The organism is Streptomyces sp. NPDC101191 (assembly GCF_044767915.1).
Classification (GTDB): domain Bacteria; phylum Actinomycetota; class Actinomycetes; order Streptomycetales; family Streptomycetaceae; genus Streptomyces.
Genome location: NZ_JBIWOU010000003.1, coordinates 155,236 through 171,248, shown reverse-complemented (window position 1 = coordinate 171,248; position 16,013 = coordinate 155,236). Strand labels below are relative to the sequence as shown.

17 protein-coding genes and 1 tRNA gene are annotated in these 16,013 nt (G+C 71.6%); 11 read left to right on the top strand and 7 right to left on the bottom strand.

All coding sequences use genetic code 11. The features are described from left to right. Positions 1 to 23: 23 nt before the first annotated feature. From ACIRQF_RS13955 to ACIRQF_RS13940, 4 genes are all read left to right on the top strand, one after another. Positions 24 to 428, top strand: a complete 405-nt coding sequence (locus tag ACIRQF_RS13955; RefSeq protein ID WP_376626749.1) for a nuclear transport factor 2 family protein — start codon at positions 24 to 26, stop codon at positions 426 to 428. Positions 429 to 476: 48 nt separating this feature from the next. Further along, positions 477 to 1,541 (top strand): branched-chain amino acid aminotransferase, encoded by a 1,065-nt coding sequence (locus tag ACIRQF_RS13950; protein WP_376626747.1) that lies wholly within the window; start codon positions 477 to 479, stop codon positions 1,539 to 1,541. 347 nt (positions 1,542 to 1,888) lie between these two features. After that, a complete protein-coding gene (locus ACIRQF_RS13945) occupies positions 1,889 to 2,866 on the top strand; it encodes an aldo/keto reductase (RefSeq protein WP_404092032.1) in 978 nt (325 codons plus the stop codon). 16 nt (positions 2,867 to 2,882) lie between these two features. Beyond that, on the top strand, positions 2,883 to 3,485 hold the full coding sequence (locus tag ACIRQF_RS13940) for a hypothetical protein (protein ID WP_376626743.1): 603 nt from the start codon (positions 2,883 to 2,885) through the stop codon (positions 3,483 to 3,485). Positions 3,486 to 3,683: 198 nt separating this feature from the next. Here ACIRQF_RS13940 and ACIRQF_RS13935 read toward each other — a convergent pair. The 3 genes from ACIRQF_RS13935 to ACIRQF_RS13925 all read right to left on the bottom strand — a co-directional run bounded on the left by ACIRQF_RS13935 (position 3,684) and on the right by ACIRQF_RS13925 (position 5,461). Further along, a tRNA-Pro gene (locus ACIRQF_RS13935) sits at positions 3,684 to 3,757 on the bottom strand. Positions 3,758 to 3,795: 38 nt separating this feature from the next. Continuing rightward, positions 3,796 to 4,482 (bottom strand): Pr6Pr family membrane protein, encoded by a 687-nt coding sequence (locus tag ACIRQF_RS13930; protein WP_389750852.1) that lies wholly within the window; start codon positions 4,480 to 4,482, stop codon positions 3,796 to 3,798. Between the two features lie 40 nt (positions 4,483 to 4,522). After that, the gene (locus ACIRQF_RS13925; RefSeq protein WP_376626739.1) at positions 4,523 to 5,461 is read right to left on the bottom strand and encodes a metallophosphoesterase; all 939 of its coding nucleotides are present in this window, start codon (positions 5,459 to 5,461) and stop codon (positions 4,523 to 4,525) included. 74 nt (positions 5,462 to 5,535) lie between these two features. Between ACIRQF_RS13925 and ACIRQF_RS13920 the strand changes: the two genes are divergently transcribed. Then, positions 5,536 to 6,000 carry a GatB/YqeY domain-containing protein gene (locus tag ACIRQF_RS13920; protein ID WP_376626738.1) on the top strand — a complete coding sequence of 155 codons (465 nt, stop codon included), beginning with the start codon at positions 5,536 to 5,538 and terminating at the stop codon, positions 5,998 to 6,000. A 148-nt stretch (positions 6,001 to 6,148) separates the two neighbouring features. Here the strand turns inward: ACIRQF_RS13920 and ACIRQF_RS13915 are convergent, their stop codons facing one another. After that, a complete protein-coding gene (locus ACIRQF_RS13915) occupies positions 6,149 to 8,389 on the bottom strand; it encodes a transglycosylase domain-containing protein (RefSeq protein WP_376626736.1) in 2,241 nt (746 codons plus the stop codon). Between the two features lie 515 nt (positions 8,390 to 8,904). Between ACIRQF_RS13915 and ACIRQF_RS13910 the strand changes: the two genes are divergently transcribed. Beyond that, entirely contained in the window at positions 8,905 to 9,249 is a 345-nt protein-coding gene (locus tag ACIRQF_RS13910) for a WhiB family transcriptional regulator (protein ID WP_376626734.1), read from the top strand. A gap of 44 nt (positions 9,250 to 9,293) precedes the next feature. Here the strand turns inward: ACIRQF_RS13910 and ACIRQF_RS13905 are convergent, their stop codons facing one another. Continuing rightward, complete coding sequence (locus ACIRQF_RS13905) at positions 9,294 to 10,619, bottom strand: ArsA family ATPase (protein ID WP_404092025.1); 1,326 nt, start codon at positions 10,617 to 10,619, stop codon at positions 9,294 to 9,296. Beyond that, complete coding sequence (locus tag ACIRQF_RS13900; RefSeq protein WP_376626732.1) at positions 10,616 to 11,578, bottom strand: ArsA family ATPase; 963 nt, start codon at positions 11,576 to 11,578, stop codon at positions 10,616 to 10,618. The genes ACIRQF_RS13905 and ACIRQF_RS13900 overlap by 4 nt, the downstream gene beginning before the upstream one ends. A 114-nt stretch (positions 11,579 to 11,692) precedes the next feature. On the opposite strand from ACIRQF_RS13900, the gene ACIRQF_RS13895 reads away from it, so the two are divergent. The 5 genes from ACIRQF_RS13895 (at position 11,693) to ACIRQF_RS13875 (ending at position 15,176) form a co-directional block, all read left to right on the top strand. After that, positions 11,693 to 11,854, top strand: coding sequence for a DUF4177 domain-containing protein (locus ACIRQF_RS13895; protein WP_005314434.1), 162 nt, complete (start codon positions 11,693 to 11,695; stop codon positions 11,852 to 11,854). Next, positions 11,851 to 12,327: a RidA family protein gene (locus ACIRQF_RS13890; protein ID WP_382477056.1), complete on the top strand. Its 477-nt coding sequence runs from the start codon at positions 11,851 to 11,853 to the stop codon at positions 12,325 to 12,327. The genes ACIRQF_RS13895 and ACIRQF_RS13890 overlap by 4 nt, the downstream gene beginning before the upstream one ends. Before the next feature lie 154 nt (positions 12,328 to 12,481). After that, a complete protein-coding gene (locus ACIRQF_RS13885; RefSeq protein ID WP_376626728.1) occupies positions 12,482 to 13,381 on the top strand; it encodes an NUDIX hydrolase in 900 nt (299 codons plus the stop codon). Further along, entirely contained in the window at positions 13,378 to 14,208 is an 831-nt protein-coding gene (locus ACIRQF_RS13880) for an MBL fold metallo-hydrolase (RefSeq protein WP_382477058.1), read from the top strand. Before ACIRQF_RS13885 ends, ACIRQF_RS13880 begins: the two co-directional genes overlap by 4 nt. 83 nt (positions 14,209 to 14,291) lie before the next feature. After that, a complete protein-coding gene (locus ACIRQF_RS13875) occupies positions 14,292 to 15,176 on the top strand; it encodes a prohibitin family protein (protein WP_382477060.1) in 885 nt (294 codons plus the stop codon). Positions 15,177 to 15,260: 84 nt separating this feature from the next. On the opposite strand, the gene ACIRQF_RS13870 is transcribed toward ACIRQF_RS13875, so the two are convergent. Continuing rightward, positions 15,261 to 15,935, bottom strand: coding sequence for a Crp/Fnr family transcriptional regulator (locus ACIRQF_RS13870; RefSeq protein WP_015034542.1), 675 nt, complete (start codon positions 15,933 to 15,935; stop codon positions 15,261 to 15,263). Between the last annotated feature and the right edge of the window lie 78 nt (positions 15,936 to 16,013).

Sequence of the window (16,013 nt, the reverse complement as noted above, 5' to 3'; positions counted from 1 at the left end):
CTCTCCCACAAGGAGGCAAGCCCATGACCACCGCCGCATCCCGGCACACCGGCTCCGGCCGGCAGGACGCCGGCAGCCACGGCGTCCGACAGGTGATCCGCTTCTACGAGCGGGTCGACAGCGGCGACGCGCTCGCGATGTCCGAACTCTTCGCGCCCGGCGCCGTCTACACCCGCCCCGGCTACGAACCCTTCATCGGCCCCGCCGGACTCCTGCGCTTCTACACGGAGCTGCGCACCATCCGCGAGGGCGGCCACGTCCTCGACCGGATCGTCGAACAGGGCGACGACATCGCCGTGTTCGGCGAGTTCCACGGCGTCCTGCACGACGGCGCCCCGGTGGACCTGCGCTTCGCGGACTACTTCGGCCTCGGCTCCGACGGGCGCTTCGTCCGCCGCGACACCTACTTCTTCGCCCCGCTCGTCTGACCGACCCCCACCCGACCTCCACCCGAACCCACCCGAGGAGCACCCACCATGACCTCCGTCGTCGAACCCCCGCTCAGCAAGGTCGTGCAGAACCCCGGCCACGGCGAGTCCTTCACCGCCCACATGATCAGCATGGAGTGGTCCGAGGAGGGCGGCTGGACGAGCCCCGAGCTCATGCCGCTCTCCGACATCGTCATCCACCCCGGCATGATCGGCCTGCACTACGGCCAGGTCACCTTCGAGGGGCTCAAGGCCCACCGCCGCACCGACGGCCGGATGGGCGTCTTCCGCCCCCGCGACCACGCCCGCCGCTTCCAGCGCTCGGCCCGCCGGCTCGCCATGCCCGAACTCCCCGAGGACACCTTCGTGGAGGCCGTGGAGCGCCTCATCGCCATCGACGAGGTGCACCTCTCCGACGACCCCACGCACAGCATCTACCTGCGTCCGTTCATGTTCGCGACGGACACCACGCTGATGCTGCGCCCCTCCCGCACCTACCGCTTCCTGCTCATGGCCTTCGTGGCCGGCGGCTTCTTCGGCGAGAACGTCGAGTCCGTCTCGGTGTTCATCAGCCACGACTACGTCCGCGCCTTCCCCGGCGGCACCGGAGACGTCAAGATCGCCGGCAACTACGCCCCGTCCTTCCTCGCCCAGCAGCAGGCCGAGGCGGCCGGCTGCCAGCAGGCCGTGTGGCTGGACGCCATCGAGCGCCGCTACGTCGAGGAGATGGGGGGCATGAACATGTTCCTCGTACGCGGCAGCGGGGCCGACGCGCAGATCGTCACGCCGGAGCTCACCGGAACCCTCCTGCCCGGCGTCACCCGCAACACCCTGCTCACCCTCGCCGAGCGCCTCGGCCACAGCGCCTCCACGGAGCGCATCACCGTCGACCAGTGGCGCGAGGAGTGCCTGAACGGCACCATCACGGAGGTCTTCGCGTGCGGCACCGCCGCCGTGGTCACCCCCGTCGGCCACGTGCGCGACCCCAAGGGCGGCGACTGGACCATCGGCGACGGCCGGCCCGGCCCGGTCACCCTGCGGATCCGCCAGGCCCTGGTGGACCTGCACCACGGCGAACTGGCCGACCCGGACGGCTGGCTGCACCTCGTCTGACGGGCGGGCGGTCCGCCCCCACCGGGGGACGGACCGCCCCCGCCCCGCCGCCCCATCCCCGCCCCGCCGCCCCGGCCACAGGCCCTTCCCCGGCCCGGCCACCGGCCCTGCCCGGCCCCAGCCACTGGACCTGCCCCGGCCCCGGCCACCGACCCTGTCCCGGCCCCGGCCACCGGCCGTGCCCCTGCCTCTGGCCCCGCCCCCGGCCCCGGCCACCGGCCGCCCCAGCCACCAGCCTCCGCCCCGCTCCGCCCCCGCTCCGCCCCCGCTCCGCCTTCGCCGCCAGCCCGCAAAATGCCGCCGGTTACTGCCGGTCGGCACCGGCCACCCGCCCCTACGGTCGCCGCATGACGCGACGACGCCTTCAGGGAACCGCACTCGACGTCCATCCGCTCTGCCTCGGCGGCAGCGTCTTCGGCTGGACCGCCGACACGAGCACCTCCCACCGGGTGCTGGACGTCTACGCCGACGCCGGAGGCAATTTCCTGGACACCGCGGACTCGTACAGCCAATGGGTCCCCGGCAACTCCGGCGGCGAGTCCGAGCGCATCATCGGCACCTGGCTGGCCTCCCGCGGCAACCGGGACCGCATGGTCATCGCCACCAAGGTGGGCCGCTCGGAACGCCACCCCGGGCTGGACGCGGCGACCGTCCGCCGCGCCGCCGAGGAGTCCCTGCGCCGGCTGCGCACCGACCACATCGACCTCTACTACGCACACATCGACGACCCCTCGGTCCCGTTCGAGGAGACCCTCGGCGCCCTCGACGCACTCCGCCGCGAGGGCCTCGTCCGCCACGTCGCCGTCTCCAACATCACCGGACCCCGCCTCACCGAGGCCCTCACGGCCGCGGAACGCGCGGACCTGCCCCGCTACAGCGCCCTGCAGACCCCGTACAACCTGGTGAGACGCGCGGAGTTCGAGCGGGAGCTGCTTCCCGTGTGCCTCGCCGCCGATCTCCCCACCATCCCCTACCTCGCCCTGGAACAGGGCTTCCTGACGGGCAAGTACCGCCCCGGCCGCAAGGTGGCCGGCCCCCGCGCCGAGGCCGCGTCGGCACCGGGGCGCACGGCGGCGGGCCGGGCCGTCCTCTTCGCGCTCGACGAGCTCGCCGCGGCCCGCGGGACGACGCCCGCGGCCGTGGCGCTGGGTTGGCTCGCGGGCCGGCCCACGGTCGCCGCCGCCCTCGCCAGCGCCCGCACCCCCGAACAGCTGAAGGAGCTCCTGGCCGGCGCGGACCTGGTCCTGGAGGCCGCCGAGACGGCCCTCCTGGACGCCGCCTCCCGCACCCCCGAGCCGTTCCCGGTAGGGGCCTTCCGACCGTAAGGAATGAGGAGAACCCATGATCCCCGTACCGCCGGCGGTGGTGATCGACCGCGCACTGCTGGGCCCCTTCCTCGCGGCCGCCCGCCAGGAGTACCGCGACTGCACCCCCGAGGCCCCACCGGGCTGTTTCGCCGTCCTCGTCGGCACCCTCGACGCCGACGCGGCGGAGGTCCTGCGCATCGAGCACGCCGAGAACGTCCGGGCCGTCGACGACACGGCCGAGGCGGAGTTCGCCGCGTCGATCGTCCCGTGCTTCGGCGCCGCCTACGCCAACCGCCGCCGCGGCTTCTGGTGCTCGTCGCGCGACCTGCTCCGCATCCACCGGAGCGCCGACCGGGACGGCCTGGAGGTCCTCGGCTCGATCCACCTGCACCCGGACTGGCACCACATAGGCCCGCCCGCCGAACGCGGCCTCCGCATCAGCCAGCGGCCGACCCCCATGGACCGCTACATGTTCGCCCACACGGGATACCCGGTGAACATGATCTGCTACCTGGAGACCCCGGACCCGGCCTCCCCGCCCGCCACCGCCCCCACGGACTTCCTGGCGGCCTGGGCCTCACCGCCCCACCCGGACGGGGCGGAGTGCGCGGAGCTGACGATCAAGTACAAGGACTGAGCGGACGGCCCCGGGCCGCCCCGGAGGCGGCGGCCCCGCCGCGCCCGGGTGCGGAGGCCGTCTGCCGCGCTCCGGGGCCACGTCCCTTGGCGAGCGGGGTCGGAGCGCACTGCTCGACGGGAGACCCCTCGTCACGCAGACAGAAACAGGTGAGGCCGGTACTGAATCCAGTACCGGCCTCACCTGCTGTTTCGGCTGTCGGGGTGGCGGGATTTGAACCCACGACCTCTTCGTCCCGAACGAAGCGCGCTGCCAAGCTGCGCTACACCCCGATGTCGCTGCTGTGGTCTTCCCGTCGCGGCGACATCGATTACTTTAGCCCACCCGCGCCCAGAGACGAAATCCGGTTTTCGCGGCCCCCCACCGCAGGTCGGAAGCGGTCCACGGTGACCAGGGCGAGACCGAGGGCGTAGAAGGCCAGGCCCAGGACGAGGGCGTTGGTGAGGACGCCGGGGTAGCCGTGGGCGGTGACGTCGAGGAAGGGGTACGTGTAGCGGGTCGGCGTGTCGGGGGAGACCAGGGCGCCGCGGACCAGGGCGAAGACGAGGTAGGCGCCGGGCGCGGCGAGCCACTGGGCCGCATGGCGCCACCGGAGGGCGCCGGGGCGGGTGAGCAGGAGCCAGTCCAGGACCACGCCGATCGGGGTGACGGTGTGCAGGAGCTGGTTGGCGACCGCCCTGGCGCCCGTGAGGCGGGCGATCGCGGCCGCCTCGTTGAACTCGCTCGCCTCGTTGTCCAGGACCAGGTGGAAGACCAGCCCCACCACCGTGATGCACAGCAGCACCCCGCCGGTCCACAGCGCGGGCGGCGGCGGGCGGCGGGTCCGGGCCCGGACGGCGCCCAGGCCGAGGACGACGGCGACGGCGGTGTTCGACCAGATCGTGAAGAAACTGAAGACGACGAGGGGACTGCCCTCGACGCACTCGATCACGATGCCCGTCACCGCGGCCAGGGCGAGCAGGCCGCGGAAGACGGAGGTCACGGCGGGATACGGCATGGGGTCACCGTATGCGCCGTACGGCGCGGGGGAGGGGAGATCAGCGCCGGGCGGTCAGGGTGAGCAGCGTCGCCTCGGGCGGGCAGGCGAAGCGGACCGGGGTGTAGCGGTTGGTGCCGCAGCCCGCCGAGACGTGCAGGTAAGAGGTGTGGTCGCCCGCCGTGTGGGTGGAGAGCCCCTTCACGCGGTCGGTGTCCAGGTCGCAGTTGGTGACCAGGGCGCCGTAGAAGGGGACGCACAGCTGCCCGCCGTGGGTGTGGCCGGCCAGCACCAGCTCGTAACCGTCCGCGGTGAACGCGTCGAGCGCCCGCAGGTACGGCGCGTGGACCACGCCCACGGAGAAGTCGGCGTCCGGGTCGGGGCCGCCGGCGACCCGCGCGTACCGGTCCCGCTTGATGTGGGGGTCGTCGACGCCGGTGAAGGCGAGGTCCAGGTCGGGCAGCTTCAGCCGGCCGCGGGTGTTGGTGAGATTCACCCAGCCCGCCGCGTCGAAGGCGTCCCGCAGGCCCTCCCACGGGTTGTGCACGACGCCGACCGCCGGCGGGTTGCCGTTGAGGCCGTGCCGGCCCTGCATCTTCTCCTTGAGATACAGGGCGGGGTTGCGCAGCCGGGGCCCGTAGTAGTCGTTGGAGCCGAAGACGTAGACGCCCGGGAACTCCATCAGCGGCCCGAGCGCGTCGAGCACCTCGGGCACGGCCTCCGTGTCGGAGAGGTTGTCGCCGGTGTTGACGACGAAGTCGGGTCGCAGGCCCGCGAGGGACTGGAGCCAGGCGCGCTTCTTGCGCTGCCCGCACACCATGTGGATGTCGGAGACCTGGAGGACCCGCAGATCACGCATGCCTCGGGGGAGCACCGGGACGGTCACCCGGCGCAGTCGGAAGGAGCGGGCCTCGAAGCCCGCCGCGTAGACGAGTCCGGCCGCGGCCGTCGCCGTGAGACCTGCCGTGATCTTCAGGGGGATCCCGTACCGTGCGCGCATCCCCCTATCGTCGCAGACCCGGTGGGAGGAAATGCGCGGGCGTCGCGGGCCCGGCACCTGACACACTTGACCCCATGACCACGTTCAAGGCCAAGCTCCAGGACGACCTCAACGCCGCGATCAAGGGCCGCGACGAACTGCGCTCCTCGACCCTGCGGATGACCCTCGCCGCGATCCAGAAGGAGGAGGTCGCGGGCAAGACCAAGCGCGAACTCTCCGACGACGAGGTGCAGAAGGTGATCGCCAAGGAGGCGAAGAAGCGCCGCGAGGCCGCGGACGCCTTCACCCAGGGCGGTCGTGCCGAGTCCGCGGCACGCGAGCTCGCGGAGGGCGAGCTCCTCGACGCGTACCTGCCGAAGCAGCTCTCCGACGAGGAGCTGGAGGGCATCGTGGCCGCCGCCGTCGAGGAGGCGAAGGGCGCCGGTGCCGAGGGCCCGCGCGCGATGGGCGCCGTCATGAAGATCGTGAACCCGAAGGTCGCCGGGCAGGCGGAGGGCGGCCGGGTGGCCGCCGCCGTGAAGAGGCTGCTCGCGGGCTGATCAGCCCGAGGCCGCCGCAAGGCCGCCCAGGGCCGGCCCCCGCGCGCCGGCGCCCGAGGCCGCACGCGCCGTCCGACGCCGAAGGCGCCCCTCCCGGTCCTGCCGGGTGGGGCGCCTTCGTCATGCGCTGTGGCGCTCGCGGCCGGGATCAGTGCCCGTTGCCGCCACCGCCGCGACCTCCGCGGCCGGTGGTTCCGCCGATGATGTCCGGCGGGAGGGTGATCCCGCCCGGCAGCGTGGTGCCCGGGTCGCGGCGGCCCGGCTTGTTGTCGTCGCCCGGACGCTTGTTCTTGTCCTTGTCCTTGTCCGCGGGCTGCGCGCCGCGCGGCACGACGATCGGGACGAAGGACGGGGTCTGTCCGGCGTTGAGCGCGCCGGTCATCGCGATCCGCCAGATCGGGCCGGGGAGGCAGCCACCGCAGACCTTGTCGTAGTACTGGCCGCCGATGGTGATGTCGTACATCGACTTCTTCTCGCCGACGTCGTCACCGACCCAGACCGCCGTGGCCAGGTTCGGCGTGTAGCCGACGAACCAGGCGTCCTTGCGGTCGTTGGTCGTACCCGTCTTGCCCGCGTTGTCGCGGTCGCTCAGACCGGCCTTGGTACCCGTACCGTCCTCGACGACGCCCTTGAGCATCTGGTTGACCATGTCGGCGGTCCGCTCGGTCATCGCCCGCGAGCACTCGGTCTGCGGGACCTTCAGCTTCTCGCCGTTGGCCGTCGTGATCGACTCGAGGACGACCGGGGTGCAGTACGTGCCGCGGTTCGCGAAGGTCGCGTACACCGAGGCCATGTCCAGCGGGGTCGCCTCCTGGCCGCCGAGCGTGATGGAGGGGAGCTCCTTCAGCTTCTTGCCGAGCTCCCGCTCGTACCCCATCTTCTGCGCCATCGTCACCGTCTCGCACAGACCGGTCATCTGCTCCAGCTGCGCGAAGTACGTGTTGATGGACTTGCCCAGGGCGCTGGTCATGTCCCAGCTGCCGGCCTCGGACTGCATCTCGTTCTGCAGGTCCCAGTTGCCGCCGCCGGAGGGGCCGCCCGAGCAGGTGTTGTACGAGCTCATCGGCAGCGAGATCTTCCACGGCGTCGTGAACGACTGCGCCGGGCTGAGGCCCTTCTCCAGCGCGGCCGCGGCCGTGATCGGCTTGAACGTCGAGCCGACCTGGAAGCCGTAGGTCGTGCCGCCCATCTTCTTGCCGACCGCGAGGTTGAGCGTCGTCTGGTGCAGCTTCTGGTCGAGGCCGTACGGGCGGGACTGGCCCATCGACAGGATCTTGCCGCTGCCGGGCTGGACCTGGACCACCGAGGCGGCGACCGGGTCGTCCTTGTCGACCTTGGCGACGGCGGCCTCGTTGGCGGCGGCCTGGGCGCGCGGATCGAGGGTGGTCTTGATCGTCAGACCGCCCAGGTTCCACAGCTTCTGGCGCTCCTCGGCCGTCTTGCCGAAGACCGGGTCGTTGAGGATCGTCTTGCGGACGTAGTCGCAGAAGAAGCCGGCGCCGTCCACGGCGGTGATGCAGCCGTTCTTCGGCGACTTCACCTTGAGCTTGATCGGGGTGGCCTTCGCCTGGTCGGCCTCGGCCTGGCTGACGTCCTTCACGTCGGCCATGCGCTGCAGCACGATGTTGCGGCGCTTGGTGGCCTCCTGGAGGTCGTTCACCGGGTCGAAGCGGCTGGGCGACTGCACGAGGCCGGCCATCATGGCGGCCTCGGGAAGGGTGAGGTCGGCGGCGTGCTTCGAGAAGTAGCGCTGCGAGGCGGCCTCGATGCCGTACGCCTGCTGCCCGAAGAACGTGATGTTGAGGTAGTTCTCCAGGATCTTCTTCTTGCCCAGCTCCTCCTCGACCTGGATGGCGAACTTCAGCTCGCGCACCTTGCGGCCCATGGTCTGCTGGGTGGCCTGGGCGACCTTCTCGGGGTCGTCACCGGCCTCCTCGACGAAGACGTTCTTCACGTACTGCTGGGTGAGCGTGGACGCGCCCTGCGCGACCCCGCCCGACTGCGCGTTGCGGTTGATGGCGCGCAGCACGCCCTTGAGGTCGATCGCGCCGTGCTCGTAGAAGCGCGAGTCCTCGATCGCGACGATCGCCTTCTGCATGTACGGCGAGATCTTCTCGATCGGCACGACCTTCCGGTCGCGCGAGTACACCGTGGCGATGTGGCCGCCCTCTGAGTCGAGGATCGTGGTGCGCTGACTCAGCGGGGGCGTCTTCAGATTGGACGGGATTTCGTCGAATCCCTCGACCGTGCCCTTCGCCGCCAGCCCCAGCGCTCCGGCCGCGGGCAGGGCGATGCCCGCCAGCACGGCTCCGGAGAGCACACTGACACCGAGGAACTTGGCGGCCTGCTGGGTCCCGGTCAGACCTCCGCCCGAGCGCTTCTTTGGCATGAGGGCAGCCTAATCCGTAGAGATGAGCGTTCCGTAGGAGCGGGCGCCTCTCGGAGCGTTCGCGTACCAGACCGTGACATCCAGCTGCCGTCGGGCACCCGGAGGCGCCGTCCGGGACGGAGGTCTCGTCCCCTGAACAGCACGGCAGGGCAGCGTGACGTGTCGACGTTCGCATTCGCCGGACACACGGATATGCCTTGGCCTAAGCTGCTCCCAACTGTCACAGCAGTGTGGTCCCGCAGCAAGACCCGTGCATGACGTCGGCGTGAATTCCCGCGTACCCGAAGCGCGGTGACTTCATGCCTGAATCCGGCTCATGTCCGTTATGGGCATGATGTCCTGGGGTCACTCCCCTGGGTGATCTCACGCACACGCATAGTCCGTTCGGGCCATTCAAGATTGGGCCCGAAGGGGGTGTTGCGCTGTCCCCACCTTCCGTAACGTCCCAACTGGCAGCGGTGAATATGCCGCTACCGCCGTGGGGGAGCCTCGATTCGGGAGAGGACGGCGCCGGTATGGGCTGGGTAGCTGACTGGAGTGCGCAGGCGGCCTGCCGCACTACCGATCCGGATGAACTTTTCGTGCAGGGCGCGGCGCAGAACAGGGCAAAGGCGGTGTGCACCGGGTGCCCGGTGCGGACCGAATGCCTCGCCGACGCTCTCGACAACCGCGTGGAATTCGGCGTGTGGGGCGGCATGACGGAGCGCGAGCGACGCGCCCTGCTGCGCCGTCGGCCGACCGTGACCTCGTGGCGCCGGCTCCTGGAGACCGCGCGCACCGAGTACGAGCGGGGAGCGGGCCTGCTGCCCGTGGCGATCGACGACGACGCGACGTACGAGACGTACGCGGCGGTGGGCTAGGGCCGAGGGCCCTTCCCACCACGCCGTAGCGGTCGGCGCGCCCGTCAGGGCATACGGCCGACCGTCAGACGGTCACCGATCGCCCGCAGCCCGTCGAGGTCGTGCACATCGCCGGGCAGGGCGGCCACTTCGGCGACCGCCACCTCCGGGTGGAGCGCGGTGAAACGGTCGCGCGTGTGCTGTTCGCGTGCGAGCACCTGCATCCGCTCGGCATGGAGACGGAGCAGTCCTGCGGTCAGTTGCTGAACATCCGTGTCCGTCTCGGCTGTGGGGGCAGCCTCGGGCACGGAACGTGCGGCGGCGGTGGCGAGGTCTGCGGTGGGGTCCGCAGCGGGGTCTGACGGCTCGGAAGAAGTGGCCCGGGAGCCACGCCCAGGAATCTTCCCGGCCCCCTGATCCACAATGCGCCCCTCGTCAAGATTTTCTGCGGCGGCCCGCGCCCGCTCGGCCGACAGCCGGGCGGCGGCGCTGCCGTGGACCCGATTGAGGACGAGACCGGCCAGCGGCATCTCCTCCGCGGCCAGCCGCTCCACGAAGTACGCCGCCTCGCGCAGCGCGTCCCGCTCCGGGGTGGCGACCACGAGGAAGGCCGTGCCCGGCGCCTGGAGCAGCTTGTAGGTGGCGTCCGCGCGGGTCCGGAATCCGCCGAACATCGTGTCCATCGCCGCCACGAAGGTCTGCACGTCCTTGAGGAACTGCCCCCCGAGCAGCTTCCCCAGCGTCCCCGTCATCATCGACATGCCGACGTTCAGGAACTTCATCCCGGCCCGGCCGCCCACCTTCGCGGGCGCCATCAGGAGCTTGATGAACTTCCCGTCGAGGAAGGACCCGAGCCGCTTCGGCGCGTCCAGGAAGTCCAGCGCCGAACGGGACGGCGGCGTGTCGACCACGATCAGGTCCCACTCGTCCCTCGCCCGCAGCTGGCCGAGCTTCTCCATCGCCATGTACTCCTGCGTGCCGGCGAAGCCGGCCGACAGGGACTGGTAGAAGGGGTTCTCCAGGATCGCCCGGGCCCGGTCGGCGTCCGCGTGCGCCTCGACGATCTCGTCGAAGGTCCGCTTCATGTCGAGCATCATCGCGTGCAGCTCGCCGCCGTCCGAGCCCTTGATGCCGTCCACCTTGCGCGGCACGTTGTCCAGCGAGTCGATCCCCATGGACTGGGCGAGCCGGCGGGCCGGGTCGATGGTCAGCACCACCACCCGCCGGCCCCGCTCCGCCGCCCGCACCCCCAGGGCCGCCGCGGTCGTCGTCTTGCCGACCCCGCCCGCGCCGCAGCACACGATGATGCGGGTGGCCGGGTCGTCGATCAGCGGATCGAGCTCCAGGACGGGCACGGTGTCCAGACCGTCGGCCGCCGTCTTCTCCGTCACGCGCCCACCCCTTGTCTCCGCAGCTCCTTCGCCAGCCGGTACAGCCCGGCGATGTCCGCCCCGTCCCCCAGGAAGGGCAGTTCGAACGTCGGCACCCCGATGCCGTTCAACGCCTCGCGCTGGGCCCGCTCCAGCTCCACCCGCTGGGCGTGCTCCGCGGCCTGCTCCAGCAGCGGCTCGACCAGCTTGGTCCCGCCCTTGACGCCGGCCGTCGCCAGGGTCGCGGCGATGGCGTCCCGGTGGGCTCCCGACGCGGCCGCCACCGCCGCCTCGTCGAGGACGTGCGGCCGGACCATGTTCACGATGGCGCGGCCCACGGGCAGTTCGGCCGCGCGCAGCTCGGCGATGCCGTCGGCGGTCTCCTGGACCGGCATCTCCTCCAGGAGCGTCACCAGGTGCACCGCGGTGTCCGGGGACTTCAGGAAGCGCATGATGGCCTGGGCCTGATGGTGTATCGGCCCGATCCTCGCGAGGCCCGCCACCTCGTCGTTGACGTTGAGGAAGCGGGTGATGCGGCCCGTCGGCGGCGCGTCCATCACCACGTAGTCGTAGGTGAAGCCGCCCTGCTTCTCGCGGCGGCGGACCGCCTCGCACGCCTTGCCCGTCAGCAGCACGTCGCGGACGCCCGGGGCTATCGTCGTCGCGAAGTCGATCGCGCCGAGCTTCTTCAGCGCCCGGCCCGCGCTGCCCAGCTTGTAGAACATCTGGAGGTAGTCGAGGAGCGCCCGCTCGGCGTCGATGGCCAGGGCGAAGACCTCGCCGCCGCCCGGAGCGACGGCGATCTTCCGCTCCTCGTAGGGCAACGCCTCCGTCTCGAAGAGCTGCGCGATGCCCTGCCTGCCCTCGACCTCGACCAGGAGGGTGCGCTTGCCCTCGGTGGCGAGGGCGAGCGCGAGTGCGGCGGCCACCGTCGTCTTACCGGTACCGCCCTTGCCGCTGACGACCTGGAGCCTGCTCACGCCTTCGAGCCTAACCACTGGCGGCCCGGCCCAATCAGAGGGCCGCCCCGGACGCGCCCCTGAATGAGCCCCTACGGGAACGGGGCGCTCCGCGGCAGCGGCTACAGTCGGCTCATGACCAAGTGGGAGTACGCGACTGTGCCGCTGCTGGTGCACGCGACGAAGCAGATTCTTGACACCTGGGGCGAGGACGGCTGGGAGCTCGTCCAGGTCGTGCCCGGGCCGAACAACCCCGAGCAGCTCGTGGCCTACCTGAAGCGGGAGAAGTCCTCGTGAGCGGGTCCGGAGCCGTCGAGGCGAAGATCGCCGAGCTGGGCCTGACCCTGCCCGAGGTCGTCCCGCCGATCGCCACGTACCAGCCGGCCGTGCAGTCCGGCGTGTACGTCTACACCTCGGGCCAGCTCCCGATGGTGGCCGGCAAGCTGCCCATCACCGGCAAGGTCGGCGGCGAGGTCACGCCCGAGGAGGCCAAGGAGCTCGCCGCCACCTGCGCGCTCAACGCCCTGGCCGCCGTGAAGTCGGTCGCCGGTGACCTGGACCGGATCAAGCGGGTCGTGAAGGTGGTCGGCTTCGTCGCCTCCGCCCCCGACTTCACCGGGCAGCCCGGCGTGATCAACGGCGCCAGCGAGCTGCTCGGCGCCGTGCTCGGCGAGAAGGGCGTGCACGCCCGCAGCGCCGTCGGTGTCACGGTCCTCCCGCTGGACGCCCCGGTGGAGCTCGAGGTCCAGGTGGAGCTCGTCCAGGACTGAGCGTCACCCCGCGCGGGCCGCGCCCCGCGCCGGCCCGACCGCGCGTCGGCCACCCGCCCCGGGTGCCCGCGCGGGCCGCCCGTCGAGCCGGTTTCCTCCTGTCCGGAGGGAATCGGCTCTCGTGCATTTCGATGCTTGCGCATAGCATCCGGCCATGTCGAATGGTCAGTCGAATGGTCAGTGGTACCCACCGGAATGGCCCGACCGCATCCGGGCCCTCGCGGCCGGTGAGCTCGTTCCCGCGACACCCCGGCGGGCCGCCACCGTGCTGCTCCTGAAGGACGGCCCGGACGGCCCCCTCGTGCACATGCTGCGCCGCCGCGCCTCCATGGCCTTCGCGGGCGGCGCGTACGCCTACCCCGGCGGCGGCGTCGATCCGCGGGACGAGCACCCCGTGCGCTGGGCGGGCCCCTCCCGCGAGGAGTGGGCGGCCCGGCTCGGGCTCACGGACCCCGCGGAGGCGCAGGCCGTGGTGTGCGCCGCGGTGCGGGAGACGTACGAGGAGGCGGGCGTCCTGCTCGCCGGCGAGACCGCGGACACCGTCGTCGGCGACACGACCGGCGAGGACTGGGAGAAGGACCGTGAGGCCCTGGTCGCCCGCGAGCTGTCCTTCGCCGACTTCCTCGACCGGCGCGGACTGGTGCTGCGCTCGGACCTGCTCGGCGAGTGGGCCCGCTGGATCACCCCCGAGTTCGAGCAGCGGCGCTACGACACCTGGTTCTTCGTGGCGGCCCTGCCGGCCGGCCAGCGCACCCGGAACGCCTCCACGGAGGCCGACCGGACGGTGTGGATCCGCCCGGCGGACGCGGCGGCCGGCTACGACCGGGGCGAGTTCACGATGATGCCGCCGACCATCTCCACGCTGCGGGGCATCCAGGGGTACGGGAGTGCCGAGGCGGCGCTGGCCGCGTCGGCGGCCCAGGACATGACTCCCGTCCTCGCCCAGGCCCGGCTCGACGGCGACCGGCTGGTCCTGAGCTGGCCGGGACACGACGAGTTCACCAAGCACATCCCCACGGAACCGTCCGCGGGGCCGGACGGGGGTGCGTCATGAGCGACGCCGCCGCCCTCCCGGGGCAGCCGCGCGGGGCGGTGGTCTCCGGCCCCGGCACCGCGCGCGCGTACAACGTCCTCGCGCCCAACCCCTCCGCGATGACCCTGGACGGCACCAACACCTGGATCGTCGCCGAGCCGGACTCCGACCTCGCCGTCGTCATCGACCCCGGACCGCTCGACGAGGGGCATCTGCGACGGGTCGTCGAGACCGCCGAGCGGCTCGGCAAGCGGGTCGGGCTCACCCTGCTCACCCACGGGCATCCGGACCACGCCGAGGGCGCGGTGCGGTTCGCCGAGCTGACCCGGACCGCGGTGCGGGCGCTGGACCCCGCGCTGCGGCTCGGCGACGAGGGTCTGGCCGCGGGGGACGTGATCACCACCGGCGGGCTCGAACTACGGGTCGTCCCCACTCCGGGGCACACCTCGGACTCGCTCTCCTTCCACCTCCCGGCCGACCGGGCGGTGCTGACCGGGGACACGATCCTGGGGCGCGGCACGACGATCGTGGCGCACCCGGACGGGCGGCTCGGCGACTACCTGGACTCGCTGCGGCGGCTGCGCTCGCTCACCCTCGACGACGGGGTCCACACGGTGCTGCCGGGCCACGGGCCGGTCCTGGAGGACGCGCAGGGCGCCGTGGAGTTCTACCTGGCGCACCGCGCGAACCGGCTGGCGCAGGTGGAGACGGCCGTCGAGAGCGGCCACCGGACGGCTCAGGAGGTCGTGGCCGAGGTGTACGCGGACGTCGACCGTTCGCTGTGGCCGGCCGCGGAGCTCTCCGTCCGGGCCCAGCTGGACTACCTGAAGGAGCACGGCCTGATCTGACCACGGCGACCCCGCAACCGGGAGGCTCCGCCAGGTGTCTTACGCTCCGCTTACATCTGGCCGTAGTTCTTGGGGGGAAGCCCGTGTTCGTCATAGCCATCCTGCTGGTCATCACGGCAGCGGTGCTCTACTTCGTCGGCCGCGCGAGCGACAGCCGCGGTCTCAAGCTGGGCGCGCTCGGCGCCGTGCTCGCCGGCGTGTTCTCGCTGGTCGTGAGCATGACGTACGTGATCAGCGCGTACGAGGTCGGCGTCCCGGTCGCCTTCGGCAAGGTCGGCACGCCGATGACCTCCGGCATGCACCTGACCTCGCCGTTCACGACCGTGACGACCTTCTCGACGCGGCCCGTGGACCTCAACCTCTCCGACAAGGACGTGGTCGAGGTCCGCTCCTCGCAGGGCGGCGTGATGTACGCCGAGGTCACCGTGAAGTGGGCGGTCCACCCGTCCAAGGCCGTCGAGCTGTACAAGCTGGCCGGCAGTGAGGACGCCATCCAGCAGCGGCTCGTCTACCCGGACAGCCGCGAGATCGTCCGCAACGTCTTCGCCCGCTACTCGAGCGAGCAGGGCTACGCCTCCGACCGCGAGAAGATCAACGCCGAGATCGCCGGCCTCATCAAGGAGCGCCTCGCCCCGCGCGGCATCGACGTCACCACCGTCAACCTGCGCAACGTGAAGCCCTCGCAGGCCCTGCAGGACCAGATCGACCGCAAGATCCAGCAGCAGCAGGCCACCGAGCGGGCCCTGGAGGCCGCCCGTACCGCCAAGGCGGAGTCCGACCGGCGCCGTATCGAGGCCGAGGGCATCGCCCGCGCCAACAAGATCCTCAACGACTCCCTGACCGACAAGGTCCTCATGAACCAGTGCATCGACGCCTACAAGGAGGCCTCGGCCAAGAACCCGGTCTACGCGGTGCCCTGCGGCAGCGGCGGCTCGAACCCGCTGATCGTGGACGGCACCAAGCGCTGATCGCGGCGGTACGGCATGCGGAAGGGGGCCGCCCGGTCGAACCGGGCGGCCCCCTTCTCGGTGTCGTGCGACGACGTGTGCCGCCTACCGCGAGCGCTTCGCGAGGCGCTCCACGTCCAGCAGGATCACGGCGCGGGCCTCCAGGCGCAGCCAGCCGCGCTGGGCGAAGTCGGCGAGCGCCTTGTTGACCGTCTCGCGGGAGGCGCCGACGAGCTGGGCCAGCTCCTCCTGGGTGAGGTCGTGGACGACGTGGATGCCCTCCTCCGACTGCACGCCGAAGCGGCGCGACAGGTCGAGGAGCGCGCGGGCGACGCGGCCCGGGACGTCGGAGAAGACCAGGTCGGACATCTGGTCGTTGGTCTTGCGCAGGCGGCGGGCGACGGCGCGCAGCAGCGCGGTCGCCACCTCGGGGCGCGCGTTCAGCCAGGGCTGCAGGTCGCCGTGGCCGAGGCCGAGCAGCTTGACCTCGGTAAGCGCGGTCGCCGTGGCGGTGCGCGGGCCCGGGTCGAACAGCGACAGCTCGCCGATGAGCTCGCCGGGGCCGAGGACCGCCAGCATGTTCTCGCGGCCGTCGGGTGACGTGCGGTGCAGCTTCACCTTGCCCTCGGTGACCACGTACAGCCGGTCACCCGGGTCGCCCTCGTGGAAGAGCGCGTCCCCTCGGGCAAGCGTCGCCTCACTCATCGAGGCGCGCAGCTCAGCGGCCTGCTCGTCGTCGAGCGCCGCGAACAGCGGGGCGCGTCGCAGAACGTCGTCCACGAGTTCTCTCCTATGTCGACCTCAGTGCGATCAATCACAACAAGTTTGACTCACCGGGCGGCCTTTCCGTACGTCAGG